This is a genomic window from Streptomyces actuosus, assembly GCF_016921115.1.
Taxonomy (GTDB): Bacteria; Actinomycetota; Actinomycetes; order Streptomycetales; family Streptomycetaceae; genus Streptomyces; species Streptomyces actuosus_A.
Genome location: NZ_JAFFZS010000001.1, coordinates 315,504 through 341,014, shown reverse-complemented (window position 1 = coordinate 341,014; position 25,511 = coordinate 315,504). Strand labels below are relative to the sequence as shown.

Genomic DNA, 25,511 nt, shown 5'->3' with positions numbered 1-25,511 from the left:
GTCACTCCGGGTTGTGGGCGGGGGATGGGCGGCGGGCCGCGACCACGAGCTGGCCCAGGGCGAGCCCGCCGTCGCCCGGCGGGACCTCCGTGTGCCGCAGCACCGTGAACCCGTCGGCCGCCAGCAGGGCCGAACAGGCCCCCTCCAGCAGCGCGTTGGCGAACACCCCGCCGGTGAGGGCGACCGTGCCGGCGCCGGTGTCGCGGCGTGCCCGGCGGCACACCTCGGCGACCGCCGCCGCCACGGCCCGGTGGAAGCGGGCCGCCAGCACCGGGCGGGGTGTGCCGCGGCGCAGGTCCGTGATGAGCGAGCGCAGCACGGGAGTCGGGTCGAGCAGCAGGGCGTCCCCGTCGCCACGGGCCGTGCCGAAGGAGTACGCGCCCGTGTCGGCGCCCCACGCCCGTGCCGCCTGCGCCTCCAGCTCCAGCGCCGCCTGCGCCTCGTAGCCGGCCCGGTGGCACACGCCCGCCAGGGAGGAGACGGCGTCGAACAGGCGCCCCATGCCGGAGGCCGGCACGCAGGCCACGTTCCGCTCCAGCTGACGGGCCAGCAGGGCGCGTTCCGAAGCGGTGCAGGCGGCCGTGCTCGGCAGGTCGGCGTCCCAGGGCAGCCCGGCGGCACGGAGCCGGGCCAGGGCCAGGCGGCAGGGGTTGGCCACGCCGGCGTCCCCGCCCGGAAGGGGAGCGGGGGACAGATGGGCGTAGCGGTGGAAGCCGTCGTAGCCTGCGAGCAGCACCTCTCCGCCCCACACGGTGCCGTCGTCGCCGTACCCGGTGCCGTCGAAGGCGACCCCGATGACGCGGGCGCCGTCGGGCAGCGCGTGCTCGGCCATGGCGGACGCCACGTGCGCGTGGTGGTGCTGCACCAGGTGCAGGTCCCGTCCGCCGGCCCGGCGCCGCGCCCAGCGCGCCGAGTGGTAGCCGGGGTGCCGGTCGGCCGCGATCCGTTCGGGCCCGATGCCGGTCAGACGCCGCAGGGTGGCCTCGGCGCACTCCAGGGCGTCCAGCGAGGCCAGGTCGCCCAGGTCCCCGATGTGCGGCCCGAACCACGCCTCTCTGCCGGCGCCGAGGCAGGGCGCGTTCTTCAGGTCGCCGCCCACCGCGAGCGTCGGCGGCACCTCGAACGGCAGCGCCAGCGGCCGGGGGACGTACCCGCGGGAGCGGCGCAGCACCTGCCGGGAGCCGTCCGGGCGGACCCGCAGCACGGAGTCGTCGCAGGGCGAGGAGATCGCGCGGTCGTGGGCCAGCCAGGCGTCCGCCAGCCCGGCCAGCCGGGCCACGGCCTCGCCGTCGTCGGTGACGATGGGCTCGCCGGAGCGGTTGCCGCTGGTCATCACCAGCAGGCGCGGTCCGGGCGGGTCGCCGGGCAGCCCGAACAGCAGCGTGTGCACGGGCGTGTAGGGCAGCATGACGCCGACGTGCGGGCTTCCGGGGCACACCCCGGCTGCGAGCGGGCCGCCGTCGCGGCGGGGCAGCAGCACGATGGGGCGGCGCGAGCCGGTCAGTTCCGCCCGCTCCGCGGGGCCGGCCTCGCCGATCCGGTCGACGGCCGCGAGATCGGCCGCCATCACCGCGAACGGCTTGCCCCCGCGCAGTTTGCGGGACCGCAGCCGCGTCACGGCCTCGGCGTCGGTCGCGTCGCAGGCCAGGTGGTAGCCGCCGACGCCTTTGACGGCGACGATCCGCCCCGCTGCCAGCAGACCGCGCGCAGCGGCCAGAGCCTCGGCGTCCCGCGCCGGCCGCACTCCGGAGCCGGCCGCGGGCACCAGACGCAGCCGGGGGCCGCAGGCGGGGCACGCCACCGGCTGCGCGTGGAAGCGCCGGTCACCCGGATCGGTGTACTCCGCCGCGCACGCCCGGCACATCGGGAAGGTGTCCATGGTGGTGCTCGCGCGGTCGTACGGCAGTGCCGTCACGATCGTGAAGCGGGGGCCGCAGTGCGTGCACGTGATGAACGGGTGCCGGTGGCGGCGGTCGCCGGGGTCGGCGAGTTCGCGCAGGCAGTCGACGCAGGTGGCGGTGTCCGGCGGGAGCACCGTGCGTCCGCCGCCCGTCGTCGAGGCGCGGATGGTGAAGCCGTCCGCCGCGCCCGTGACGGGCAGGTCGGTGCTGTCGACACCGGTGACGGCGGCCAGGGCGGGCGTCTCCCGGGTGAGCCTCGCGCAGAACCGTTCCACGCCGTCCGGCGGGCCCTCCACCTCGACCAGTACACCGCCGGAGTGGTTGGTGACGAAGCCGGACAGCCCCTCCTCGGTGGCCAGCCGGTGCACGAACGGCCGGAACCCCACCCCCTGCACCACACCGCGCACGCCGATCCGGCGCCGGACCGCGGCTGTGGCGGGGGCCGTCATGACGCCGTGTGCTCGTGGTGTGCCGATGCCGTCAGGGCCGGTCGGTGCGGAGGTGTGCCGTTCCGGACGGCGAGCACACGGTCCAGCAGGTCGCCGGCGCCCTCGCCGCGGCGGGCGCTGGTGCCCACCACGTCGACGCCCGGGTTGATCCGCTCGACGTTCTCCGCGAAGACGGCCGCGTCGAAGCCCGCCGCCTCGGCCAGGTCGGTCTTGGTGACGACCACCAGGTGGGCGGAGCCGAACGCGGTGGGGTACTTCAGCGGTTTGTCCTCGCCCTCCGTCACGGCCATCAGGACCACGCGCAGGGTCTCGCCGAGGTCGTAGGCGGCCGGGCAGACCAGGTTGCCCACGTTCTCCACGAACAGCAGCGCGGTGTCCCGCGGCATCCATCCCTCCAGGTGCCCGCGCACCTGACGGGCCTCCAGATGGCACAGCCCTCCCGTCAGCAGCTGCTTGACGGGTGCGCCCGAGCGGGCCAGGCGGCGGGCGTCGTTCTCCGTCGCGAGGTCCGCGGTGAGCGCCGCCGCCGCGACACCGCGCCGCACGGCCAGGCCGAGCACCTCGGTCAGCAGCTCCGTCTTGCCGCTGCCGGGGCTGGAGAGCAGGTTGACGGTGGTGACTCCCCGCCGGCCGAGGTCGGAGCGCAGGGCCGCCGCCAGTGAGTCGTTCTTCGCCATGACGGCCTGTTGCACGTCCACGGACCGGCACATCATGTGTGCTCCTTGCTGGCGTAGGGGCGATTGCGGTGATCCTCGTCGGACGCGGGAGCGTTCCCCGGGGGACCGGCCGGGCCGTGTTCCGCGGATTCCTCCGGCCGGCCCAGCGCGAGCGGGGCGGCGGGGTCGGCGAGCAGCTGCCGCACCACCGTGTGCAGCAGCGGCACGGCCGCCGCCACGGCCCGGCACACCGGGGCGCTGAGACCGCCGACGAGTTCGGTGTCGTCCTCGGGCAGGTGCTCCGGCTCGCACGCCAGCAGCACGATGCGGGGCAGCGGTCCCTCGGCCAGCCGCGCGGCCAGCGCCAGCACCTTCACCGGGTCCATGCCGTGCGCCTCCGGCGCGGCGCGCGAGGCATCGGGCAGCTCCGGGTCGACCAGGGACAGCGTGCCGGGGCGGTGGCCGCGCGCCGCGGCGTCGACGAACACCACCGCGTCGTAGCCGTCGAGGAGCTGGTAGGCCAGATCCAGGCCGCGGATACCGAAGTCCCGCACCTCGACGGCGGCGGGCAGCGGATCCTCGCGCAGTGCCGAGATCACCTCGGGGCCGAAGGCGTCGTCGGCGAGGAAGATGTTGCCGATACCGGCCACGAGCAGACGGGTGGATGCCAACGGACTCTCCTGCGGCAGGGTCGGGACGGACGCGGCGCGGGGCGGTTCGCGCACGGACGGGGGGCCGGTTCGGGCGGCCGGGCGGGTGACGGGGCTGCGGCCGGTCCGGCGCCCGCGCGCGGCCGGCCGCCTCGGCGGGCCCCGACAACCGGGCGCGGGCACGGTGCGCTCGCCCGCCGGCACCTAGGGCATGGGCGGCGCCAGCGGTCGGGGGGAACCGGCCGGAAGCCCTCGTACGAAGGCCGACCGCAGTGCGTGGAACGGGGCGGCGGGGTCGAAGAGGATGCGGCGCATCCGGGCCTGCTCGTCGCGCCGGTACACCGCCAGCGGCTGCCGCGCCTCGTCCCGCTCCCGGGCGGCCTGCTTGACCGCGATCCGCTCGTGCAGATCCGGCACCCCGGCCAGTGCCGCCGACAGACGGTCGACGTCGTGGGAGAAGCAGCCGGGGGAGGCCGGCACGAGGCGGTCGACCAGCCCCGTCCGGTGGGCCGCGTGCGCGCTCACCGGCAGGGCCTGCCGGGTCAGCCGCGCGGCGGTCTCCTCCCCGGCCCGCCGGGGCAGGCTGTACGTCCAGAACTCCGACCCGTACAGGCCCATGCGGATGTAGTGCGGGTTCAGCACGACCCCGGTTCGGCACCACACCTCGTCGGCGGCGAGGGCGAGCATCACGCCGCCCGCCGCCGCGTTCCCTCCCAGCGCGGCCACCACCAGCCGGTCGGTCGTCCGCAGCACGGCCTCGACCAGGTCGTTCATGGCACTGAGGTTGGTCCACGCCTCGCCGGCCGGGTCGGACGCGGCCTCGATGACGTTGAGGTGGATGCCGTTGGAGAAGAAGTCCCGCCCGCCGCCCAGGACCAGCACGGACGTCGGCCTGGTGAGGGCGTGGCGGTAGCCGACCAGCAGGCGGCGGCACTGGGCGGAGCTCATCGCCCCGCCGGGGAAGGAGAAGTCCAGGAAGCCGACGTCACCGCGCTCCCGGTAGCGGACGTCCGCCCAGGTGCGCCGTTCGGCGGGCAGATCGACGGGCACGGACGCCTCCGGCACGTCCCGGAGCAGCCCGCCCAGCACATCGGCCGCGGGCCGCCGGAAAGGTGCGGGATCACCGGAACCGCGGCGCGGCCGGAGCTCCGGGATCCACACCGCGCCGTCCGGGGTTGCCCGGCAGACCGCGCCGTTCCGGGTGGCCAGCACCTCCCCGGGGCGGCCCCGCAGGGTGTCCTCGGGATGCCCGCCGTGCAGGAAGACCTCCCGGCCCAGCACCGTGTCGAGGACCCCGGGACGGGAGTCGGCGCCACGCAGCTTGCGCAGGACCGTCTCGGTGGAGTCCGCCCGCCAGTCGATGCGGCGCGACTCCTGCCGGAAGGCGCCCCGCCAGACCACCTCGACCGAAGGGTCGCTCTGCGGCTGCGGTTTGAACGAGCCGTCGGCGAAGCGCTGCACCGCCATCAGGACGGCGGCCGCCGCCGCGTCGGCCACCTCGCCCCGGTACAGGTCGCTCTTGCCGACGGGCGGCAGCGCGCACGGGACGGAGGTCCAGATGTCCCCGGCGTCCAGGCCCGCCTCCGCCTGAAGGACCGTCACTCCCCAGCGCCGGGCACCGTCGGTGACCGCCCGGTCGAGGGAGGACGGACCGCGATCGCCCGGCGGACCCGGATGGACGATCAGGCAGGTGTGCTCGCGCCACACGTCCTCGGGCACCGCCGTCCTCAGCATCGGCGCCACGATCAGATCCGGAGCGGTCTCCCGCACCGCCGTGCGGACGGCGTCGTCACCGTGCGAGGCCAGCACGGCCTCCACGCGGTGCCCGCGGTCGGAGAGTTCGGCGTACACCCGTTGGGACAGGCTGTTGAAGGCGCTGGCGACGAGGAGGATGTCCATTGGGCCTCTTCCCGACGGCGAAGCGGAGGGCGGGCGGCGCCCCGGACGAGACAGCAGGATGGTCGCCGCCACGGCCCGGGCGGCGCAGCGCAACGGCCGCTGCCCGCAAGTTCCACCGGATGGTCGTGCCCCCGGCGGCAGTAGCAGCGTGGGACGGCCCTGTGGGACGTCCGTGGTGGGAGCGGCGGAACGGATCCGGTGCGGGACGGGCGCCGGTGACGACCCGTCGCGCGGCGTGCGGCAGGCTGTGACACGTGTCTTTCATCCCTCATCAGCCTCAACCCCCGTTCCCCGGTGGCCACATGGTCGTCTGTGGTGACGACGCCCTGGCGCGCCGCCTGGCCGCGGAGCTGCGCGACGTGTACCGGGAACGGGTCGTCCTCGTCGTCCCCGAGACACAGGGCGCGGGCGCTCCCACCCGCGCGGCCGCCCTCGCCTCGGCCCTTCTGGGGCGTGTCCCCTTCGCGGCGCAGCGCGCGCCCGGCACCCAAGGCCTTGCCGCGGGGGACGACCTGGACGTGGTGTCGGCGCCGGTCCCCGACGAAACGGCGCTCGACGCGGCCGGCGTGGGCCGGGCCAGCGCACTGGCGCTGGTGTACGAGGACGACGCGACCAACGTCCGCGCCGCCCTGGCCGCCCGCCGGCTCAACCCGCGGCTCCGGCTGGTCATCCGGCTCTACAACCGCAAGCTGGGCCAGCACCTCGCCCAACTGCTCGACCAGGCCACACCCGGTGTCGACCCCGCCGCGCTGGACACCTCCACCACCGTCCTGTCGGACGCGGACACGGCCGCGCCGGCGCTCGCCGCCACGGCCGTCGCGGGCACCAGCAAGGTCGTTCAGGCGGACGGCATGCTGCTGCGCGCGGTCGAGCACCCGCCGCCCGGCGACGGACGCGTTCCGGACCCCGGGCTGTGCACGCTCGCCCTGCTGTCCTCCACCGCCAGCAATCCGGCCGGGATGGAGGGCTCGGACGACAGCGGGCCGGAGGGGCCGCAGCTGCTGCCCGACGACGAGGAGGTCGCGGCGGCCGGCGACCGCGGCACCATCGCGCTGGAGACGGTCACGTACGCCGGGCCGCCACCGCGCGTCAGCCGACTCGACACCGCCCTCACACCGCTCGTCTCGCTCTTCTCCCGCCGCCTGTGGTGGTCGATCGGCGGAGTCGTGGGCGCGGTGCTGGCCCTGACGGTGGCCTCGATGCTCACCCTCGACGACCACCCGCTGCACGCCGCCTACACGATCCTGCTCGACATCTTCGCCATCAACGACCCCGCGATCGGCGAGCCCGCGACCCGCAAGGTCCTCCAGATACTGGCCGGCCTCGCCGGTCTCCTGCTGCTGCCGGTGCTCGTGGCCGGACTGCTGGAGGCTCTCGGCACCTTCCGCTCCGCCTCCGCCCTGGGACGGGTCTCCCGCCGCATGTCCGGACACGTGGTGCTGCTCGGCCTGGGCAAGGTCGGCACCCGCGTCCTGGCCCGCCTGCACGAGCTGGACATCCCGGTCGTGTGCGTGGAGGAGAGCCCCGAGGCGCGCGGCATCTCCCTCGCCCGCCGCCTGCGGGTGCCGGTCGTCCTCGGGGACGTGACCCAGGAGGGCGTGCTGGAGTCGGCGCGCGTGCACCGGGCCCAGGCGCTGCTCGCCCTCACCAGCTCCGACACCACCAACCTGGAGGCGACCCTCTACGCCCGCTCGCTCGGCCCGGCCCTGCGGGTCTCCCTGCGTCTGTACGACGACGAGTTCGCGACCGCCGTCTTCCGCACCCTGCGCACCGCGCACCCCGACGCCCTCACCCGCAGCCGCAGCGTCTCCCACCTGGCGGCGCCCGCCTTCGCCGGGGCGATGATGGGGCGCCAGGTCCTCGGGGCCGTTCCCGTCGAGCGGAAGGTCCTGCTGTTCGCCGCGCTGGACGTGGCCGGGCACCCGCAGCTGCAGGGCCGTACCGTCGCGGAGGCGTTCCGGCCCGGGTCCTGGCGCGTCATCGCCCTGGACACCGCCGCCCCCGGGGAACGGCTGCCCGACCTGGCCGCTGCCGTGCGCGGTGCGGGGGGTCGCACCCCGAACCTCGTGTGGGACCTGCACCCCGGCTACGTCCTCAAGCCCGAGGACCGTGTCGTCCTGGCCGCGACCCGCCGCGGCCTCGCCGAGCTCCTCGGCCGGCAGCCGCAGCCGTAGCGGGCCGCCCTGCCCGGGCCGGAGAGAGCCCGGGGTCCGGAATCGATCCCGGCCCCCGGAGGACCTGGCGGTCCCCGGGGCGACCCGGCCCGTCCCACCGCTGCACAAGGCCGGCTGCACACGCCGCGCCGGTGGTACGGGGCCACACGGCGCCGGGCCGCGTCCTGGGGTGTGCGTCGGCAGGTGCGTCCTCCCGGGGTTTCCGGAGGTCCTGGAGACCCCGGAGGTCCTGGGGGGCGGAGGTCCCAGTGGTCCCTCGGCTACCGGAACCCCCGTAGGTCCCGGGGCCGGCGGGCAGGGCGGTCGCGCGTGATCCGCCCCGGTCCGCGTCCGGCGGCCTCGGCGACCGGCTGGGCGCAGGGGGCGCCGCACTCCGCGCACGGGCGTACCGTCCTGGTGTGGCCGAATTCGTTCGGCGGGAACCCGGCAACGTACGCGGCACGAGGAGCGGCAGCGTGACCGGTGTGCACGAGGGGGCGACGGACGTGGAAGCACTGGACACCGCGTTCGCGGAGACAGTGCGCCGGACGGGCGCGTCCACCGGCGCGCTCTACCTCTTCGCGCCCGACGGACGGCATCTGACCCTGGAGGCCCTGTACGGGGTGCCGTCCGAACTCGCCGCGCCGTGGACCGAGGTCGCGGTGGACGCCCCGGCACCGGTGGCCGACGCCGCCCGCGAGGACCGCATCGTGTGGGTGGGCAGTCACGAGGAGCTGGCCGCCGCCTATCCGCGCACCGCGGTGGCACTGCCGTACCCGCTGGCGCTCGCCGCCGCACCGATCACCGGCGTTCGCAGCTGGGGCGCCCTGCTGCTGGTGTGGCCGGCCACCCGCCCGCCGCACATGACCCGGCGGGAGCGGGGACACATCGCCTCCAGCTGCGGGCGGCTGGCCCGGCTCCTGGAGGAGTCCGCCGACCACGGCGCGCTCCCGGCACCGGGCGACCGGCCCCGTGTGCTGCCCGCCGGACCGAGCGGCCCGTCCGCGGGACCGATGTCGGCCGCCGCCGACTTCGCCGAGCGGCTGCCGGGCGGCAGCTGCGCCCTCGACCTGGCAGGACGCTTCACCTACCTCAGCTCGGGCGCCTGCGAGCTGCTCGGCCGCGCGGCCGACCGGCTCGTGGGCACCCTGCCGTGGCAGTCCCTGCGCTGGCTCGACGACCCCGCCTACGAGGACCGCTACCGCGCCGCCGTGATCAGCCGGCAGCACGTCGTCTTCACCGCCTGCCGCCCGCCCGACACCTGGCTCGACTTCCACCTGTATCCCGACGCCAGCGGCATCAGCGTCCGGATCGTGCCCAGCGGCGACCGCCTCCCGTCCGGACCCGTGTCCCGCGGGACCTCGGGCGCCGGGGCGCCGGCCCGCGCCGGCCGTCTCTACCAGCTCACGCACCTGGCCGCCGCCCTGACCGAGGTGGTCGGCGTCCAGGACGTCATCGACCTGGTGGCCGACCAGATCATGCCCGCCTTCGGCGCCCACGGCCTGGTCCTGTCCACCGCCGAGGCCGGGCGGCTGCGGATCACCGGCCACCGCGGCTACACCCCCGCAGCCATCGAGCGCCTGGACGGCCTGCCGCTCGACACCGGATTCACCCCGGCCGGACGTGTCCTCGCCAGCGGCATCCCCGCGTTCTTCGCCACCCTGGAGGAGATGCGGCGCCTCTACCCCGAGGCGGCCCTGGTCAGCGGCAAGCAGGCCTGGGCGTTCCTGCCGCTGATCGTCTCCGGCCGGCCCGTCGGCTGCTGCATCCTGTCGTACGACCGCCCCCACCCCTTCCCGGCAGAGGAACGCGCCGTGCTGACCTCGCTGGCCGGCCTCGTCGCCCACGCCCTGGACCGAGCCCGCCTCTACGACACCAAACTCGGTCTGGCCCACGGCCTCCAGCAGGCGCTGCTCCCGCGGAACCTGCCCCCCGTCCCCGGGCTTCGGGTCGCCGCGCGCTACCTGCCCGCCACCCGGGGCATGGACATCGGCGGCGACTTCTACGACCTCATCCCCCTCGGGGACACCGCGGTCGCCGCCGTCATCGGCGACGTCCAGGGGCACGACGTCGCCGCAGCCGCTCTGATGGGGCAGGTCCGCACCGCGGTGCGCGCCCACTCGGCCCTCGACGCCACTCCGGACCAGGTGCTGGCCCGGACCAACCGGCTCCTCACCGACCTGGGCGCGGACCTCTTCGTCAGCTGCCTCTACGCCCGCCTCGACTTCGCCGCCGGCCGCATGACCCTGGCCGGTGCCGGCCACCCGCCGCCGATCCTGCGCCGACTCGAAGGGGAGGCCCGTCCCGTCGACATGCCGCCCGGGCCGCTTCTCGGCATCGAGACGGACGCCGACTTCCCGCTGACCGGGATCCCGCTCACCCCCGGCCTCATGCTCGCCCTCTACACCGACGGCCTGATCGAGAGGCCGGGCGTCGACCTCGACGACTCGATCGCCGACCTGGCACGGCAACTGGCCCGCACCAGCGAACGGGACCTGGACGCGCTCATCGACTCCCTCGTGGCGAACACGGGGACCCGGGGCCCGCGCGTCGACGACGTCGCCCTGCTCGTCCTGCAGTGCACGGCGCGCTGAGCGACCGGTCCGCCAGCGCCGGTCCGCCAGCGCCGGTCCGCGCACGCCGGCCCGCGTTCCTCGGCGTGCGCCCGCCGTCCTTCCCCTGGGCTTCTCAGCGGGGCCCGGTCCCGCCCCACCCCACCGCCCCCGCCGGCAGCCCCGGCCGTCGGTGCCTGCCCCGGTGCCCGGCGTGTACGCCGCCCCCTACCGTCCCGATCTCGGCCTTGCCCTCGTCGACCCGAGGTGAGCGCGGGCTCCGGCTGCCCGCTCCGGCGTGCGCGTCCGGTTCAGCGGGTCAGCCCGTGCAGCAGCAGTTCCGCGAGGTGGGCGTAGGCCTGGGCGTCGGTCAGGCCGGTCGTGGAGGCCACCTGCCGGCGCTGGATGCGGACCATCACCGAGGTGATGACGTCGGCGGCGAAGGCGACATGCACCTCGCGGAAGGCGCCGGCCGCCGTGCCCTCCTCGATGAGCTGCTGGACGCGCCGTGCCGCCGCCCGCGTGTTGCGGTCGTAGACCTCGGCGGCCGGTTCGAAGGCCGCCACGTCGTCGAAGAACCGGGCGGAGGCGGGTGCCAGCTCCGCCGACACGGCGCGCAGGTAGGCGGCGAGCCGCCGGGCGGGCTCGGTCTCCGCCGCCAGGGCCGCTTCCACGTGCTCGGTCGCCCGCCGGAAGAAGTGCACCACGGCCGCCCGCACCAACTGCTCCTTGCTGCCCGCCAGGCCGTACAGGGTGCGCTTGGAGCAGTGCAGCCGGGCGGCGAGACCGTCCAGCGTCAGATGGGCGAAACCGTCTCGTACCAGAAGGCCCACCAACTCCTCGAACAGCTCGGAGCGGCGTGCTGCGCCCCGACCGGTGGGCTTCGGGCTCTCGGCGGCTGACGTCTCGATCACCCGGCCAGTATTCCAAGGCCCACCTTTGCGCTACGCTAAGCGGTACTGACGTACCTCTTTGAGTACCACTTGGAGTCACCGTGGACGTCGACCGCCTGCTCCCCACCCCGGAGGCCGCGGATCTGATCGCCCTCACCCGGGAGATCGCCGACAAGGAGCTCGCCACCCGCGTCGAGCAGCACGAGAACGCGGAGACCTATCCCGAGGGGCTCTTCGCCACCCTCGGCCGGGCCGGCCTGCTCGGCCTGGTCTACCCGGAGGAGTACGGCGGCGGTGGCCAGCCGTACGAGGTGTACCTCCAGGTCCTGGAGGAGCTCGCCACCCGCTGGGCCGCCGTCGCCGTCGCCACGAGCGTGCACACCCTCGCCTGCCACCCCCTGAACGCCTTCGGCACGGACGAGCAGAAGGACCGCTGGCTCCCCGCGATGCTGGCGGGCGAGCAGATCGGCGGGTACAGCCTGTCCGAGCCGCAGGCCGGCTCGGACGCCGCGTCCCTGTCCTGCAAGGCCGAACCCGTCGAGGGCGGCTACCGGGTGACCGGGACCAAGGCCTGGGTCACCCACGGCGGCAAGGCCGACTTCTACGCCCTGTTCGCCCGCACCGCCCCGGGCAGCCGCGGCATCTCCTGCTTCCTGGCCCCCGGTGCCGTCGACGGGCTCGGCTTCGGCGCCCCCGAGCGCAAGATGGGCCTGCACGCCGTGCCCACCGCCGCCGCCTACTGGGACGGGGCGTTCCTCGACGCGGACCGGCGCATCGGCGACGAGGGGCAGGGCCTGCAGATCGCCTTCAGCGCGCTCGACTGCGGGCGCCTCGGGATCGCCGCCTGTGCCACCGGCCTGGCCCAGGCGGCCCTGAACACCGCCGTCGCCTACGCCAACGAGCGCACCACCTTCGGCCGGCGCATCATCGACCACCAGGGTCTCGGCTTCCTCCTCGCCGACATGGCCGCCGCCGTCGATTCCGCCCGCGCCACCTACCTGGACGCCGCCCGCCGCCGCGACCTCGGCCGGCCCTTCAGCCGGCAGGCCAGCGTGGCCAAGCTGGTGTGCACCGACGCCGCGATGCGGGTGACCACCGACGCCGTGCAGGTGCTCGGCGGGTACGGCTACACCCGGGACTTCCCGGTCGAGCGCTACATGCGGGAGGCCAAGATCATGCAGATCTTCGAGGGGACCAACCAGATCCAGCGGCTGGTCATCAGCCGCGGCCTCGCCGCCTGACGAGCCCCCGCGCCCGACCACCCACCCTTGCCCTATCGGCCCCCTCACCGCCGAGGAGTTCCATGGACATCGCAGGATCCGCCGCCCTCGTCACCGGCGCCGCCTCCGGACTCGGTGCCGCCACCGCCGCCGCACTCGCCGCCCGCGGCGCCACCGTCTACGGCCTGGACCTGGAGAAAGCCGTCGCCGAGGCCGGCCCGCAGCCCGACGGCGTCACGCTGCTGCCCGCCGACGTCACCCGTGAGGAGCCCGTCGAGGAGGCGCTGGCCCGCATCGAGGCCGACGGAGCCCGGCTCCGCCTCGCCGTCAGCTGCGCCGGCATCGCGCCCTCCGCTCGGGTCGTCGGCCGTCGCGGCCCGCACGACCTCGACCTGTTCCGCGCAGTCGTCGACGTCAACCTGGTCGGCACCTTCAACATCATGCGGCTCGCTGCTGCGACCATGACCCGCAACGAGCCGGACGACGGAGGGCAGCGCGGCGTCATCGTGAACACGGCCTCCATCGCCGCCTTCGAGGGCCAGATCGGCCAGATCGCCTACGCCGCCTCCAAGGCCGGCGTCGCCGGCATGACCGTCACCGCCGCCCGGGACCTCGCCCAGCACGGCATCCGCGTCGTCACCATCGCCCCCGGCATCGTGGACACGCCGATGATGGCGGGGTTCAGCGAGGAGGTCAGGGCCGGCCTCGGCGCGAGCGTGCCCTTCCCGCAGCGCCTGGCCCGGCCGGCCGAGTACGCCCGCCTGGTCACCATGATCGCCGAGCACGACTACCTCAACGGCGAGACGATCCGCATGGACGGCGCCCTGCGGATGGGCGCCCGGTAGTACGGCGCGGGCGGACGGGGCGCGTCGCTTCCGTACCGCCGTCGTCCAGGGCCGCGAACAGCCGGGAGGGGGCGGAGCGCGAACGCTCCGCCCCCTCGTGCACGGGCGGACTGCCGGGCCGGACGGCTCAGGCGGCCACAGCCTCGCCGGCGTGCCCCTTGAGGCGGGAGACGACCTCGGTCAGCTGCGCGGCGACCTCGGCGTCGTCCGCCGGGTGGCTCTCGGCGAAACGGGTCACCGAGCCGGGGATCGCGAGCTTGATGTCCTCGATCACCTTGCCGCCGGCCACGCCGACGGCCTTGCGGGCGTCGTCCTGCGCCCAGATGCCGCCGTGCTGGCCGAACGCGGTGCCGACGACGGCTACGGGCTTGCCCGCGATGGCGCCGGCGCCGTAGGGGCGGGACAGCCAGTCGATGGCGTTCTTCAGCACGGCCGGAATGGTGCCGTTGTACTCGGGCGCGAAGAGCAGGAAGGCGTCGGCGGCCGAAGCGGCCTCGCGCAGCCGCGCCGCGGCGGCCGGGACGCTGCCCTCGACGTCGATGTCCTCGTTGTAGAAGGGAACGTCGGCCAGGCCCTCGTGGAGCACGACCTCCGCGCCCTCGGGGGCGAGCTTGGCGGCCGCCTCGGCGAGCTGGCGGTTGTGCGATCCGGCGCGAAGGCTGCCGACGAGCGCGAGGATACGAGCAGACATGAGAACTCCAAGGGCTGAAACAGGGCCGATACGATCCGGACCGAGGTCCGTTTAAGTTTGTACCAGGTAACCGGACCGCGGTCCAGTTTTGTTCCCGATGCTCTACGCTGGCCTCATGCCCGCCGCCCAGCCGCCGTTCCCGCCCCCCGACAGCGAGCTCTTCGGCCCCGATCTGATCCAGCTCGGCACCGCCGGGGACGATTCCTGCCTGCGCGCCGACGCCGCCCGCAACCGGGCGAAGCTGCTGGAGGCCGCGGCCCGCCTGATCGCCGAGCACGGCGCCGACGGCGTGACGATGGAGGCCGTGGCGGCCGCGGCCGAGGTGGGCAAGGGCACAGTGTTCCGTCGTTTCGGCGACCGAACCGGACTGCTGACGGCGTTGCTCGACCACTCCGAGCGGAAGTTCCAGGCCGCCTACCTCGGCGGCCCGCCCCCGCTCGGGCCCGGTGCTCCACCGGTGGAGCGGCTGCACGCCTTCGGCTGCGCGCTGCTGCGTCGCACCGTGGAGGAACTGGACCTGCAGCTGGCGGCCGAGCCGGGGCCGGACCGCCGGTTCGGCGTGCCGGCCTGGCGGGTCCAGCACCGCCATGTCGTGCTCCTGCTGCGGCAGGCTCTCCCGGACGCGGACTGCGACCTGCTCGCCCATGTGCTGATGGCCCAGCTCGGCCCCGCCCTGGTCCACCACCTCGTCCGTCAGTGCGGGATGCCTCTCGAACGGCTGGAGGCGAACTGGGCGGACCTCGTCGCACGGATCACGGGGACCGGACCGCGCGGCCCGGCCGGCTGCACCTGAGCCGACCACACCCGGGTCGGCGCTGAGGCGCTCCGCCGGGCGACTGCGGGGCGGACGCCGTCAGTCGTGGGCGGCGAACATCTCCAGCAGTCCCCGCGGAGCGTCGTCCCGGAACAGCAGCGCGCCGCCGCGGGCGGACTCTGCCGCCGCGGCCTCGCTCCGCGGGAAGAGCCGCGCCTCGTACGCCGTGAGGGCCGCCTCGGTGTCGCCCGGGTGCGCGGCGAGAGCGAGTCCCAGTTCCGCGCCGTCGAGCAGCGCGAGGTTGGCACCCTCGCCCGCGAACGGCGACATCAGATGGGCCGCGTCGCCCAGCAGCGTCACCCCGGGCACGCGCGGCCAGCGATGACCGACCGGCAGCGCGTGGATGCGGCGCGGCACCAGCGGGCCGTCGGCGTCGGCGATCAGCGCCCGCAAGCTCTTGTCCCAGTCCGCGAACTGCTCCAGCACGGCCGCCCCGGCTGTCCGGGGGTCCGTGAAGTCGATGCCGTCGAGCCAGCTCTCGGCGGCCTCCACGGCGGTGTACACGTGCAGGCTCCCGTCGCTCTCCCGGTGTGCGAGGAAGCCGCGACCAGCCCCGAGTGCGAACAGCATCCCGGGGCCGACCACCTCGGCGCTCACCGGATGCCGGACGTCCGCGTCCAACAGGTCGGCCTCGACGAACGACACTCCCGTGTACGCGGGCTCGGCGTCGGACAGCAGGGGCCTGATCCGCGACCACGCGCCGTCGGCGCCCACCAGGAGGTCCGTGGTGAACGACGAGCCGTCCGCGAGCGACACCTCGTGCCGTCCGCCGCCCAGCGGCCGGGCGCCGGTCACCTTCGCGCCCCATCGGACCGCGTCGGCGGGAAGGGAGCCGAGGAGCAGGTCGCGCAGATCGCCGCGGTCGATCTCGGGCCGCCCGCCGGTCCCGTCGTCGGTCTCCTCGCGGTGCACCCTGCCCTCCCGGTCCAGGACCCGCAGTGCCTCGCCGCCGGTGTGCACCCGCTCCCGGAACGCGTCGTGCAGTCCTGCGGCGCGCAGTGCCTCCTGGCCGGAGTCGTCGTGGATGTCGAGCATGCCGCCCTGCGTGCGTGCGGAGGAGGAGGGGTCCAGGTCGAACAGGGCCGCCTCGACGGCGTGCACGTGCAGGACACGGGCGAGGGCGAGTCCGCCGAGTCCGGCGCCGACGACGGCGACGGGGTGGTGCGGGGGTGCCGCAGGGGCTGTCATGGCGTGTCTCCTTGCGCTGGTTCCGCCGGCCCGGCCCCGGGGGCATCGTCCCCGGCGGGTACGGCGGTCTGTCCGATGCCGCTGATCAGCACCCGGAACCCCCACGACAGGCGGGTATCGGCCGGGCCGGACAGCAGGGGGCCGGCGAGGGCGGCGATGTGCGGGTGGGTCTGCTCGCGGGCGTCGTGCAGGGCGCGGGCGAGGGCGTCCCGGTCGTCCGGGCGATCCGCCTCTGGGCCGCTGTGCTCGGCGGCCGTCGCCGTGGCGTGCTGCAGCAGCAGATCCACGCCCCACGCCGCCTGCGCGGACGGCACCCCGCCCTCGTCGAGCAGCGCCAGCAGGGTCTCGACGAGGTCCAGGTAGTGCGGGCCGCTGGGGCGGGCGGTGAGTGCGGAGCGGGCCAGTTCCGGATGCGCGAAGAGCATCGCGGTGTACGAGGTGAGCACCTGCTCCAGCCGCTCCCGCCAGGTGCCCTCGGCCGGGGCCGGGGCGACCGTGCCGAGCAGTTCGTCCAGGACGGCGGCGTGCAGTTCGTCGGTGTTGCGGACGTAGACGTACAGGGAGGCCGGACCGGTGTCGAGCTCCTGCGCCAGGCGCCGCATGGTCACCTTGCGCAGTCCCTCGGCGCGCAGCACGCCCAGCGCGGCGGCCACGATGCCCTCTCTGGTCAGGGCCGGCTTGGCGGGCCGCTCACGGCGGCTGCGCGGGGAATCGGGCTGTGCGGTCATGCGTCGACCGTAGCGAACATGTTCGTCACGAACAAGTACGTGGCGAACATGTTCGTCATGGCGAGGTCGCCCGGCACGTGCCCGGCGCGCCGCAGCCGGCTTGCCCGAGAGGGACCGCGGCTTGCGAACGGGTTCGTGAAAATCTCGTCCGCCACAGTGCGCGCTTGCTGTCCCACCCGACCGGAATTCCGTCCCTCGCTTCTGCCAAGATGCGCAGTGTCATGGTGCAGATACCGAACACGCCGCCGTCCGCGTCGCCCGCACCCCGCTCCGTGCCCACGAGCGCCGATGTCGCCCGCCTGGCCGGCGTCTCGCGCGCGACGGTCTCCTACGTGCTGAACAACACCAGCGCGGTCCGGATCAGCGAGGCCACCCGCCGCCGTGTCCACGAGGCCGCCCGTGAACTCGGCTACGTCCCGCACGCCGCCGCCCGCAGCCTGCGCGCCGGGCACAGCCGCATGGTGCTGATGCCCGCGCCGGCCATCCCCGTCGGCCCGCTGTACAGCGCGTTCATCAACGAACTCCAGTGGGCCCTCGGCCGCCTCGACTACACCGTCGTCCAGTACGGCACCGTCGCTCTCCGGGGCGACGAGGCGGCCCGCGCCTGGGCCGAACTGCGGCCGGTGGCCGTCCTGGTGCCCGGCGCCGGGCTCGGCCCGCAGGGCGTGGACGTCCTCAAGCGGTCCGGCGCCCGCGCCGTGGTCACCCTCGGCCCCGAGTCCGTCGAGGGCGCGCACGCCCTGCTCATGGACCACACCGCCGTCGGCCACGCCGCGGCTTCCCACCTGCACATCCGCGGCCGCCGCCGCATCGGGGTCGTGGTCCCCGAGGAGGCGGGCCTGGAGACCTTCTCCCGGCCCCGCCTCGAAGGCGCCCGCGCGGCTCTGCGCGGCACCGGCGCCGAGGTGACCGCGCTGCCCCTCGCCTACGAGGAGGAGTCCGCCACCCGGCTCGCCGCCCAGTGGCCCGACCTCGGCCTCGACGCCGTGTTCGCCTACAACGACGAGTACGCGATGCTCCTGATGCGCGCCCTCCAGGACGCGGGCGTCCGCATCCCCGAGGACACCGCCGTCATCGGCGCCGACGACCTCGTGCTCGGCCGGCTCCTGCGCCCGCGGCTGAGCACCGTCCACATCGATCTGCCCTCCGGGCGCGACCTCGCCGAACTGGTCGACCGCGCGGTCCGCAACCCCGGCGCCGAACCCGAGACGCACGCGGTCCTGGGAGCCTCGGTGGTGCACCGGGAATCCAGCTGAGAAACGGGCCGACCCGCCAGGCTCTCCGGCGCGCGGGACGGCTCACCCGCCCGCACGAACCGCCTCACCGGCACGGGCCGCGGGGAAGAGAGCCGAACCCGGTCGCGGACACGAACGGGCCCGCTCCCCGCGGCGCAGGGGAGCGGGCCCGTCGGACGCTTCGACTACTGGCCGTCCTGCCCGGACGCTGCCTGCTGCTCGGCGATGGTCCGCCGCACCTCGTCCATGTCCAGCTTGCGAGCCTGGCCGATGACGTCCGTGAGCGCCTCCGCGGGCAGCGCACCCGGCTGGGCGAACACGGCGACCTGGTCGCGGACGATCATCAGAGTCGGGATGGACTGGATGCCGAAGGCCGCCGCCAGCTCCGGCTGCGCCTCCGTGTCCACCTTGCCGAACACCAGATCGGGGTTGTCCTGCGCGGCCTTCTCGTAGACCGGCGCGAACTGGCGGCACGGCCCGCACCAGGACGCCCAGAAGTCGATCAGGACGAACCCGTTGTCCGTGACCGTCTGGTCGAAGTTCTCCTTGGTGAGCTCCACGGTGCTGCTCATCGGATGCATCCTCATTCCTGGCTAGGGGGTGTAGCCGTCCGCACAACACGGCCCGGCCACCGGCTATTCCGTCGATATCCGGCGCGCGTACCCATGTGGCCCTCACGGCACACCACCCGGAAGACTGACCCCATGACGGAAACGGAATCCATCGCGTACGACGTCGTGGTGCTCGGAGCCGGGCCTGTGGGGGAGAACGTCGCCGACCGCACCCGCGCGGCCGGCCTGTCCACCGCGGTCGTGGAGAGCGAACTGGTCGGTGGCGAGTGCTCGTACTGGGCCTGCATGCCCAGCAAGGCCCTGCTGCGTCCGGTCGTCGCCCGCGCCGACGCCCGCCGCGTACCGGGGCTGCGTCAGGCGGTCCAGGGCCCCCTCGACGCGGCCGCGGTCCTCGCTCACCGCAACGACTACACCTCCCACTGGCAGGACGACGGCCAGGTCCGCTGGCTGGAGAGCATCGGCGCCGACCTCTACCGGGGCCAGGGCCGCCTCACCGGCCCGCGCACCGTCGCCGTCACCGACGCCGACGGCGTTCGGCACGTGCTGACCGCCCGCCACGCCGTGGCCGTCTGCACCGGCAGCCGCGCCCGCCTGCCCGACCTGCCCGGCCTCGCCGACGTACGGCCCTGGACCAGCAGGGAGGCCACCAGCGCCCAGCACGTACCCGCACGCCTGATCGTCGTCGGCGGTGGGGTCGTCGCCACCGAGATGGCCACCGTCTGGCAGGCCCTCGGCAGCCGGGTCACCGTCCTGGTCCGCGGCAAGGGCCTGCTCAACCGCATGGAGCCGTTCGCCGGTGAACTGGTCGCCGACGGGCTCACCGAGGCCGGAGCCGACGTCCGCACCGGCACCGTCGTCGAGTCCGTACGACGCGTCGACGGCACCGTGGTGGCCGTCACCGACCGCGGCGACACCGTGGAGGCGGACGAGATCCTCTTCGCCACCGGCCGCGCCCCGCGCACCGACGACATCGGCCTCGACACCATCGGCCTGGAACCCGGCTCCTGGCTGGAGAGCGACGACAGCCTGCGCGTACCGGGCACCGACTGGCTGTACGCCGTCGGCGACGTCAACCACCGGGCCCTCCTCACCCACCAGGGCAAGTACCAGGCCCGCATCGCCGGTGCCGCCATCTCCGCCCGGGCCGCCGGGGTGCCGCTGCTGGAGACCGACCCGTGGGGCGCGCACGCCGCCACCGCCGACCACCACGCCGTCCCCCAAGTCGTCTTCACCGACCCCGAGGCCGCGGCGGTGGGCCTGTCCCTGGCGGAGGCGGAGGAGGCCGGACACCGCGTGCGGGCCGTCGACGTCGACCTGTCCTCCGTATCCGGCGCGGGCCTGTACGCCGACGGATACCGGGGACAGGCCCGGATGGTCGTCGACCTGGACGACGGGATCCTGCGCGGGGTGACCTTCGTCGGCCCCGGCGTCGGTGAACTGATCCACTCGGCCACCGTCGCCGTCGCCGGACAGGTCCCGATCGACCGGCTGTGGCACGCGGTCCCGTCCTACCCGACGATCAGCGAGGTGTGGCTGCGGCTGCTGGAGGCCTACCGCGGCTGACCTGCGCAGAACGCCGGCAGGGGCTCACTCCGGCAGGTCGAAGCCCAGTTCCCCGGCCGCCGCACGGGGCGTGGGCCGGTTCCAGCGGTCGGTCATCGCCTCACTCGAGGAGAGGGAACGCAGTTCCGCACGGTCGAGGTGGAGCAGGCCGTCGAGGTGGTCCGTCTCGTGCTGCACGATACGGGCGGGCCACCCCGAGAACACCTCGTCGAGCGGACGGCCGTGCTCGTCCTCGCCCCGCAGCCGCACCTCGGCGTGACGCGCCACCACCGCCTGCCACCCGGGGACGCTCAGGCAGCCCTCGAAGAAGCCGGTACGGGCCGTCCCGACGGGCTCGTACGACGGGTTGACCAGCACCCGGAACGGCTGCGGCACCCGCGTCCGGGCCGAACGCACCTCCGGCGGCACCGGCGCCGGATCCTCCAGCACCGCGATCCGCAGCGGCACACCCACCTGGACGGCGGCCAGGCCCACGCCGGGCGCCGTGCGCATCGTGAGCCGCAGGGCCGCCACGAAGCGGGCCAGCAGGTCCGGGCCCAGTTGCCCGTCGTAGCGCTCGGTGCCGCGACGCGGCACCGGATCGCCGGCCGCGACGATCGCCAGCGGGCCGCCGTCGGCGAGGAGTTCCTCGACCCGGTCGGTCAGCGGCGCACGATCAGGGGGAGATGCCATCGCGCCGGCATGCCACGCCGCCCACCGGCGACCACCTCGCGGGACGGACTCCGCCACCGGGGCGCGGGGGCACCGGGGCAACAGGCCGGCGGGACGGCAACGGCGGGGCGGCGGGGCGGCGTGACGACCGGGGCCACGGGGTCACGGGGCCATGGGGCCCACGAGGTCCGCGGGGCCCACGGGTCGAAGGGGCGGTGGGGCGACCGGTGCGGGGTGCGGGGGAGACCGGGACACCACCGGGCGACGGGCGGGCAGACGGCCGGGCCCGGTCCCGGAAGGGGACCGGGCCCGGCCGTCGCCGCGGTCGCCGCGGTCGTGCGTCAGTCCTGATCGAAGTCCCCGGCGAGTGCCGCGGCGATCCGCAGATGCGTCCCGGCCTCCTCCTTGCGGCCCTGGCGTTCGAGGGTGCGGCCCAGCATCAGCCGCGCGTGGTGCTCCACCGGGTCACGCTCGACGATGAGACGCAACTGCGCCTCGGCCCGCCGCAACTGCGCCGAGTGGTAGGAGGAACGCGCCAGCAGCAGCCGCGGTCCCGTCTGCTCGGGCACCTCCTCGACCAGGCCGTCCAGCACCCGGGCCGCGCCGGCGTAGTCCTTGGCCGCGAAGAAGAGCCGCGCACGGTCCCACCGCTCGGCGAGCGTGCCCTGCGCGTAGTAGCCGGTCTCGTGTGTCGTCTCCACTGGGGGGAACCTCCTTCGCGTGCGGCAACCCGGCAGCTCAGTTGAATATTCCAGCACCTGTCCGGGGGCCGACGGCCCGTGGACGGCCCGGAGGAACGGCCGGGGAGTTGGCCTGCCATGGGCAAGGGGGCGGCGCTAGGTTGAGCAGTATGAGCAACCTTGACCGCCAGGCGGTGCCCAGCGTGTGCGGAGGCCGCGGCTTCGTCGTGGCGGAACCGGTCCGCGAACTCCTCAGCCCCCGCCGCGTCCCGCTCGGAGAGTCCACCGAGGTGCGCCGCCTGCTGCCCAACCTGGGCCGCCGGATGGTGGGCGCCTGGTGCTTCGTCGACCACTACGGTCCCGACGACATCGCCGACGAGCCCGGCATGCAGGTGCCGCCGCACCCGCACATGGGCCTGCAGACGGTGAGCTGGCTGCACGAGGGCGAGGTGCTGCACCGAGACTCCACCGGCAGCCTCCAGCTGATCCGCCCGCGCGAGCTGGGCCTGATGACCTCCGGCCGGGCGATCAGCCACTCCGAGGAGAGCCCCCGCTCCCACGCGCGCTTCCTGCACGGCGCCCAGCTGTGGGTCGCCCTGCCCGACAGCCACCGGCACACCGAGCCCCGCTTCGAACACCACGCCGCCCTGCCCGCGGTGACCGCGCCCGGCCTGACGGCGACGCTGATCCTCGGCACCCTCGACGGAGCGACCTCCCCCGGCACCGCCTACACCCCGATCGTCGGCGCCGACCTGGCCCTCACCCGCGGCGCGGACGTCCGCCTGCCGCTGGAGCCGGACTTCGAGTATGCCGTCCTCTCCATGTCCGGCGAGGCCCACGTCGACGGCGTCCCGGTCCTGCCCGGATCGATGCTCTACCTCGGTTGCGGACGCACCGAACTCCCCCTGCGTGCCGAGTCGGACACGGGCCTGATGCTTCTGGGCGGAGAGCCGTTCGAGGAGGAACTGGTCATGTTCTGGAACTGGATCGGACGCTCCCAAGACGAGATCGAGCAGGCCCGCCGGGACTGGACGGAGGGCTCGCGGTTCGGAGAGGTGAAGGGCTACGACGGCGATCCGCTGCCCGCCCCCGCGCTGCCGGCGACACCCCTGAAGCCGCGGGGAAGGGTTCGCTGACCGGGGGGAACAACTGATCATCCGTGCCGCCCGGGTGACGTGCCGTCCGGAAGCGGCCCCGCCCGGCCGCCCGCGTGCGGCCGGGCGGGGCCGCATGCGCGTTCGCCGTACCGGCGTCCCCGGGGGCCGGATGACTGCGGGCACCTGTGGCGGCGCTCCTGCCGCACCTCCGCCCCGCTTCGTGATCACGGAATGCGCCGGTGCCCGCGCAGAACTAGGCTCAGTCACAGAGCACAGAGCACAGAGCACAGAGCACAGAGCCATGAGGGGCTGCCCCCGGCCGACCGTCCCGCAGGAGGTCCGCAATGGCGACGCTGCTGTCCGTCAACGTGGGAATGCCCAAGGACGTCCCCTGGCAGGGCAGGACCGTCCACACCGGAATCTGGAAGTCCCCCGTCCAGGGTCCGCGCCTGGTCGGGCGGCTGAACGTCGAGGGCGACGGTCAAGGGGATCTGGCCGGGCACGGCGGCGAGATCCGAGCCGTCCTCGTCTACCAGCTGCAGTCCTACCGGTACTGGCGGAAGCAGCTGGGCCGCGACGACCTGAGTTTCGGGATCTTCGGGGAGAACTTCACCGTCGACGGCCTGCCCGACGACGAGGTGTGCATCGGCGACCGGTACCGCATCGGCGAGGCCGAATTCGAGGTCACCCAGCCCCGCGTCACCTGCTACCGCGTCGGCATGCGCCTGGGCGAACCCACCATGGCCTCCCTCCTGGTCGCCCACCACCGCCCCGGCTTCTACCTGCGCGTGATCACCGAGGGGCGGGTCCGGGCCGGCGACGCGATCGTCCTGACCCGCAAGGGCCCGGAAGGGCTCAGCGTCGCCGAGGCCGACGCCCTGCTCTACCTCCCCGACGGCGACCCCGCGAAGCTGCGCAAGGCACTGAACATCCCCGCCCTCAGCCCCGGATGGCAGCAGTCCTTCCGCGAACTCGCCGCCGCCCGCCTGCCCGTACAGGAACCGGGACGGCCCGGCACCCAGCAGCCGGGGCCGGAACCGGCATGGCCGGGCTTCAAACCGATGCGCGTCGCCCGCATCGTCCCCGAGACCCCCACCGTCTCGTCGATCCACCTCGACACCATCGACGGCACACCCCTGCCCGAGGCCCTCCCCGGCCAGAACCTCGCCCTCCGCCTCGCCGTCGGCGAGGCCGCCCCGGCAGTACGCTCCTACTCCCTGTCCTCCGTACCCACCGCCGGCGGCTACCGCATCAGCGTCAAGCACGAGCCCCACGGAAAGGTCAGCAGCCGGATCCACACCGCGCTGCGCCCCGGGGACCTCGTCGACATCGCCGGCCCCCACGGAACGTTCGTGCTCGAGGAGAGCACCCGGCCGATCGCCCTCGTCTCCGCGGGGATCGGTGCCACGCCCCTGCTCGCCATGCTGCACCGACTCGCCGCCACACGGGACCCACGCCCCGTCTGGTGGATCCACACGGCCCACGACCGCGCCCACCACGCCTTCGCGGGGGAGACCCACGCACTTCTTGCGCAGCTCCCCCACGCACATGAGCACATCTACTACACCTCCGAGACCCCACGTCCCGACGAGCCCCACATCACCCGGGGCCGCCCGACGGCGACATCGGTCCGGGCGATGCGCATCCCCGCCGACGCCGACGCCTACCTCTGCGGGCCCCTCGCCTTCATGGACGACCTCGGGGGCCTCCTGCGCGATCAGGGCCTGCGCCCCGAGCAGATCCGTACAGAACGGTTCAGCGCCCTGCCCGCCATCAACCCCGGCGTCGCACCCGCCGCCGTGACACGGCCGCACCAACCCCCGGGACCCCAGGGCACCGGCCCCCTCGTCACCTTCGCCCGGAGCGGCATCACCACCCCCTGGTCACCGGCTCACGGCTCACTCCTCGAACTGGCCGAGGCCTGTGACGTCCCCACCCGCTGGGCCTGTCGCACCGGCGTCTGCCACACCTGCATCACCCCTCTCGTGTCCGGCGCCGTCACGTACACCACACCACCCCTCCAGCCCCCCGAAGCCGGCACCGTCCTCGTCTGTTGCAGCGAACCGGTCACGGAAGCCGTCCTGGACCTCTAGGACGTCCGGCCGACCGGCGACTTCACGGCCGGTCCGCGGCTGCTCCGGCCGACGCCGTTCCTGTCCCGCTGCGGCCCCGAAGCTGATCCGGCGACCGGAGTCCGGCCGCCCGACGGCCGGACGGGGCCTGCCGCCGCGCCGCCTCCGGGGCCCGGGACACGGACGTGGGTCAAGGCGCTGTGCGAGGGGGTCCGGGATCACGATCCGGCTCGGACGTACTCTCGGCACTCGCACCCGCACCCGCACCCGCCGACCGGAAACGGAGTCCCGCCCATGCCCGCCCTCAGCCTCGCGCCGGCCGTCGCCGACGCCTTCCCCGACACGCTGATCGCCCTGGTCACCGCCACCGGGCTGCGCGGCCGCGAACCCTGGCCGCACACCGCTGCCGCCCTGGCGGACCTGGAACGGTGCCTGGCGGAGGGCAGTTGGCAGCCGGCCGACGAGACCGACCCGCGGATCGAGGCGTGGCACTCCGCCTATCGTTCCTTCGGGACCAACCCCCGCCGCGTCCGCCCCAGCGTCGACGCGCTCGGCCGCCGGATGGCCAAGAAGGGCACCCTGCCCCGTATCAACCCGGCCGTCGACTCGTACAACGCCGTCTCCGTTCGCCACGCCCTGCCCGCCGGCGCCTTCGACCTGGACCGGGTCACCGGCGACGTCGTCATCCACCGCGCGGACGGTACCGAGTCCTTCACCCCGCTCGGCGAGCCCGGCACCGTCGAGACTCCCGGGATCGGCGAGATCGTCTACAGCGACACGACCGGTGTCCTCACGCGCCACTGGAACCACCGCGACGCCCACCGCACGCGTGTCACCGAGGACTCCACCCGCGTCCTGTTCCTGCTCGAAACCGTCATCGCCTCCCGCGACGGGCACCTTCTCGACGCGGCGGCGGGTGAACTGCGAGGCCTGCTCGCCCCGCACGCCGACCGCACCGCCGTGCACCACCTCGATCCGGCGCGGCCCGAGACCGTCGTCTGA

Annotated in this window: 21 protein-coding genes; 10 read left to right on the top strand and 11 right to left on the bottom strand. The window is 74.6% G+C overall.

What is annotated here, in order from left to right:
* Position 1: 1 nt before the first annotated feature.
* The 4 genes from hypF to JS756_RS01525 all read right to left on the bottom strand — a co-directional run bounded on the left by hypF (position 2) and on the right by JS756_RS01525 (position 5,555).
* On the bottom strand, positions 2-2,350 hold the full coding sequence (hypF, locus tag JS756_RS01540; protein WP_205381039.1) for a carbamoyltransferase HypF: 2,349 nt from the start codon (positions 2,348-2,350) through the stop codon (positions 2-4).
* Positions 2,347-3,060, bottom strand: a complete 714-nt coding sequence (gene hypB / locus JS756_RS01535) for a hydrogenase nickel incorporation protein HypB (protein ID WP_205381282.1) — start codon at positions 3,058-3,060, stop codon at positions 2,347-2,349. Before hypB ends, hypF begins: the two co-directional genes overlap by 4 nt.
* Complete coding sequence (locus JS756_RS01530) at positions 3,060-3,677, bottom strand: hydrogenase maturation protease (RefSeq protein WP_205381038.1); 618 nt, start codon at positions 3,675-3,677, stop codon at positions 3,060-3,062. Before JS756_RS01530 ends, hypB begins: the two co-directional genes overlap by 1 nt.
* Positions 3,678-3,860: 183 nt before the next feature.
* The gene (locus tag JS756_RS01525; RefSeq protein WP_205381037.1) at positions 3,861-5,555 is read right to left on the bottom strand and encodes an enoyl-CoA hydratase-related protein; all 1,695 of its coding nucleotides are present in this window, start codon (positions 5,553-5,555) and stop codon (positions 3,861-3,863) included.
* Positions 5,556-5,857: 302 nt separating this feature from the next.
* On the opposite strand from JS756_RS01525, the gene JS756_RS01520 reads away from it, so the two are divergent.
* Together JS756_RS01520 and JS756_RS01515 are read left to right on the top strand one after the other, a co-directional pair.
* Complete coding sequence (locus tag JS756_RS01520; protein ID WP_205381036.1) at positions 5,858-7,729, top strand: NAD-binding protein; 1,872 nt, start codon at positions 5,858-5,860, stop codon at positions 7,727-7,729.
* Between the two features lie 455 nt (positions 7,730-8,184).
* Complete coding sequence (locus JS756_RS01515; RefSeq protein WP_205381281.1) at positions 8,185-10,302, top strand: SpoIIE family protein phosphatase; 2,118 nt, start codon at positions 8,185-8,187, stop codon at positions 10,300-10,302.
* Between the two features lie 269 nt (positions 10,303-10,571).
* On the opposite strand, the gene JS756_RS01510 is transcribed toward JS756_RS01515, so the two are convergent.
* Positions 10,572-11,174 carry a TetR/AcrR family transcriptional regulator gene (locus JS756_RS01510; protein WP_205381035.1) on the bottom strand — a complete coding sequence of 201 codons (603 nt, stop codon included), beginning with the start codon at positions 11,172-11,174 and terminating at the stop codon, positions 10,572-10,574.
* 80 nt (positions 11,175-11,254) lie between these two features.
* Here JS756_RS01510 and JS756_RS01505 point away from each other — a divergent pair, with 80 nt between their 5' ends.
* The gene (locus JS756_RS01505) at positions 11,255-12,394 is read left to right on the top strand and encodes an acyl-CoA dehydrogenase family protein (RefSeq protein WP_205381034.1); all 1,140 of its coding nucleotides are present in this window, start codon (positions 11,255-11,257) and stop codon (positions 12,392-12,394) included.
* A gap of 62 nt (positions 12,395-12,456) precedes the next feature.
* Positions 12,457-13,218: an SDR family NAD(P)-dependent oxidoreductase gene (locus tag JS756_RS01500; RefSeq protein ID WP_205381033.1), complete on the top strand. Its 762-nt coding sequence runs from the start codon at positions 12,457-12,459 to the stop codon at positions 13,216-13,218.
* A gap of 127 nt (positions 13,219-13,345) precedes the next feature.
* Here JS756_RS01500 and JS756_RS01495 read toward each other — a convergent pair whose 3' ends face one another.
* Positions 13,346-13,909, bottom strand: coding sequence for an NAD(P)H-dependent oxidoreductase (locus JS756_RS01495; protein ID WP_205381032.1), 564 nt, complete (start codon positions 13,907-13,909; stop codon positions 13,346-13,348).
* Positions 13,910-14,024: 115 nt separating this feature from the next.
* On the opposite strand from JS756_RS01495, the gene JS756_RS01490 reads away from it, so the two are divergent.
* Positions 14,025-14,702, top strand: coding sequence for a TetR/AcrR family transcriptional regulator (locus JS756_RS01490; RefSeq protein WP_205381031.1), 678 nt, complete (start codon positions 14,025-14,027; stop codon positions 14,700-14,702).
* 60 nt (positions 14,703-14,762) lie between these two features.
* On the opposite strand, the gene JS756_RS01485 is transcribed toward JS756_RS01490, so the two are convergent.
* A complete protein-coding gene (locus JS756_RS01485) occupies positions 14,763-15,911 on the bottom strand; it encodes an FAD-dependent oxidoreductase (RefSeq protein WP_205381030.1) in 1,149 nt (382 codons plus the stop codon).
* Positions 15,908-16,639: a TetR/AcrR family transcriptional regulator gene (locus JS756_RS01480; RefSeq protein ID WP_205381029.1), complete on the bottom strand. Its 732-nt coding sequence runs from the start codon at positions 16,637-16,639 to the stop codon at positions 15,908-15,910. The genes JS756_RS01485 and JS756_RS01480 overlap by 4 nt, the downstream gene beginning before the upstream one ends.
* A gap of 221 nt (positions 16,640-16,860) precedes the next feature.
* Here JS756_RS01480 and JS756_RS01475 point away from each other — a divergent pair, with 221 nt between their 5' ends.
* Positions 16,861-17,895: a LacI family DNA-binding transcriptional regulator gene (locus tag JS756_RS01475; RefSeq protein ID WP_240203093.1), complete on the top strand. Its 1,035-nt coding sequence runs from the start codon at positions 16,861-16,863 to the stop codon at positions 17,893-17,895.
* A gap of 164 nt (positions 17,896-18,059) precedes the next feature.
* Here JS756_RS01475 and trxA read toward each other — a convergent pair whose 3' ends face one another.
* The gene (trxA, locus tag JS756_RS01470) at positions 18,060-18,446 is read right to left on the bottom strand and encodes a thioredoxin (RefSeq protein ID WP_205381027.1); all 387 of its coding nucleotides are present in this window, start codon (positions 18,444-18,446) and stop codon (positions 18,060-18,062) included.
* Between the two features lie 132 nt (positions 18,447-18,578).
* On the opposite strand from trxA, the gene JS756_RS01465 reads away from it, so the two are divergent.
* On the top strand, positions 18,579-20,009 hold the full coding sequence (locus tag JS756_RS01465) for a dihydrolipoyl dehydrogenase family protein (protein WP_205381026.1): 1,431 nt from the start codon (positions 18,579-18,581) through the stop codon (positions 20,007-20,009).
* A 24-nt stretch (positions 20,010-20,033) separates the two neighbouring features.
* On the opposite strand, the gene JS756_RS01460 is transcribed toward JS756_RS01465, so the two are convergent.
* Positions 20,034-20,681 (bottom strand): peptide deformylase, encoded by a 648-nt coding sequence (locus JS756_RS01460; RefSeq protein WP_205381025.1) that lies wholly within the window; start codon positions 20,679-20,681, stop codon positions 20,034-20,036.
* A 320-nt stretch (positions 20,682-21,001) separates the two neighbouring features.
* Positions 21,002-21,361 (bottom strand): tetratricopeptide repeat protein, encoded by a 360-nt coding sequence (locus JS756_RS01455; RefSeq protein WP_205381024.1) that lies wholly within the window; start codon positions 21,359-21,361, stop codon positions 21,002-21,004.
* A gap of 149 nt (positions 21,362-21,510) precedes the next feature.
* On the opposite strand from JS756_RS01455, the gene JS756_RS01450 reads away from it, so the two are divergent.
* The 3 genes from JS756_RS01450 to JS756_RS01440 all read left to right on the top strand — a co-directional run bounded on the left by JS756_RS01450 (position 21,511) and on the right by JS756_RS01440 (position 25,511).
* A complete protein-coding gene (locus JS756_RS01450; RefSeq protein ID WP_205381023.1) occupies positions 21,511-22,476 on the top strand; it encodes a pirin family protein in 966 nt (321 codons plus the stop codon).
* Positions 22,477-22,781: 305 nt separating this feature from the next.
* Positions 22,782-24,530 (top strand): MOSC and FAD-binding oxidoreductase domain-containing protein, encoded by a 1,749-nt coding sequence (locus JS756_RS01445; RefSeq protein ID WP_205381022.1) that lies wholly within the window; start codon positions 22,782-22,784, stop codon positions 24,528-24,530.
* 273 nt (positions 24,531-24,803) lie between these two features.
* Positions 24,804-25,511, top strand: a complete 708-nt coding sequence (locus JS756_RS01440) for a B3/B4 domain-containing protein (RefSeq protein ID WP_205381021.1) — start codon at positions 24,804-24,806, stop codon at positions 25,509-25,511.

Excerpts from the sequence above, each read along its gene's own strand:
- hypF (WP_205381039.1), bottom strand. The coding sequence starts at position 2,350 with ATGACGGCCCCCGCCACAGCCGCGGTCCGGCGCCGGATCGGCGTGCGC.
- hypB (WP_205381282.1), bottom strand. The coding sequence starts at position 3,060 with ATGTGCCGGTCCGTGGACGTGCAACAGGCCGTCATGGCGAAGAACGAC.
- JS756_RS01525 (WP_205381037.1), bottom strand. The coding sequence starts at position 5,555 with ATGGACATCCTCCTCGTCGCCAGCGCCTTCAACAGCCTGTCCCAACGG.
- JS756_RS01520 (WP_205381036.1), top strand. The coding sequence starts at position 5,858 with ATGGTCGTCTGTGGTGACGACGCCCTGGCGCGCCGCCTGGCCGCGGAG.
- JS756_RS01500 (WP_205381033.1), top strand. The coding sequence starts at position 12,457 with ATGGACATCGCAGGATCCGCCGCCCTCGTCACCGGCGCCGCCTCCGGA.
- JS756_RS01495 (WP_205381032.1), bottom strand. The coding sequence starts at position 13,909 with ATGTCTGCTCGTATCCTCGCGCTCGTCGGCAGCCTTCGCGCCGGATCG.
- JS756_RS01490 (WP_205381031.1), top strand. The coding sequence starts at position 14,025 with ATGCCCGCCGCCCAGCCGCCGTTCCCGCCCCCCGACAGCGAGCTCTTC.
- JS756_RS01485 (WP_205381030.1), bottom strand. The coding sequence starts at position 15,911 with ATGACAGCCCCTGCGGCACCCCCGCACCACCCCGTCGCCGTCGTCGGC.
- JS756_RS01480 (WP_205381029.1), bottom strand. The coding sequence starts at position 16,639 with ATGACCGCACAGCCCGATTCCCCGCGCAGCCGCCGTGAGCGGCCCGCC.
- JS756_RS01475 (WP_240203093.1), top strand. The coding sequence starts at position 16,861 with ATGGTGCAGATACCGAACACGCCGCCGTCCGCGTCGCCCGCACCCCGC.
- trxA (WP_205381027.1), bottom strand. The coding sequence starts at position 18,446 with ATGAGCAGCACCGTGGAGCTCACCAAGGAGAACTTCGACCAGACGGTC.
- JS756_RS01465 (WP_205381026.1), top strand. The coding sequence starts at position 18,579 with ATGACGGAAACGGAATCCATCGCGTACGACGTCGTGGTGCTCGGAGCC.
- JS756_RS01460 (WP_205381025.1), bottom strand. The coding sequence starts at position 20,681 with ATGGCATCTCCCCCTGATCGTGCGCCGCTGACCGACCGGGTCGAGGAA.
- JS756_RS01450 (WP_205381023.1), top strand. The coding sequence starts at position 21,511 with ATGAGCAACCTTGACCGCCAGGCGGTGCCCAGCGTGTGCGGAGGCCGC.
- JS756_RS01445 (WP_205381022.1), top strand. The coding sequence starts at position 22,782 with ATGGCGACGCTGCTGTCCGTCAACGTGGGAATGCCCAAGGACGTCCCC.
- JS756_RS01440 (WP_205381021.1), top strand. The coding sequence starts at position 24,804 with ATGCCCGCCCTCAGCCTCGCGCCGGCCGTCGCCGACGCCTTCCCCGAC.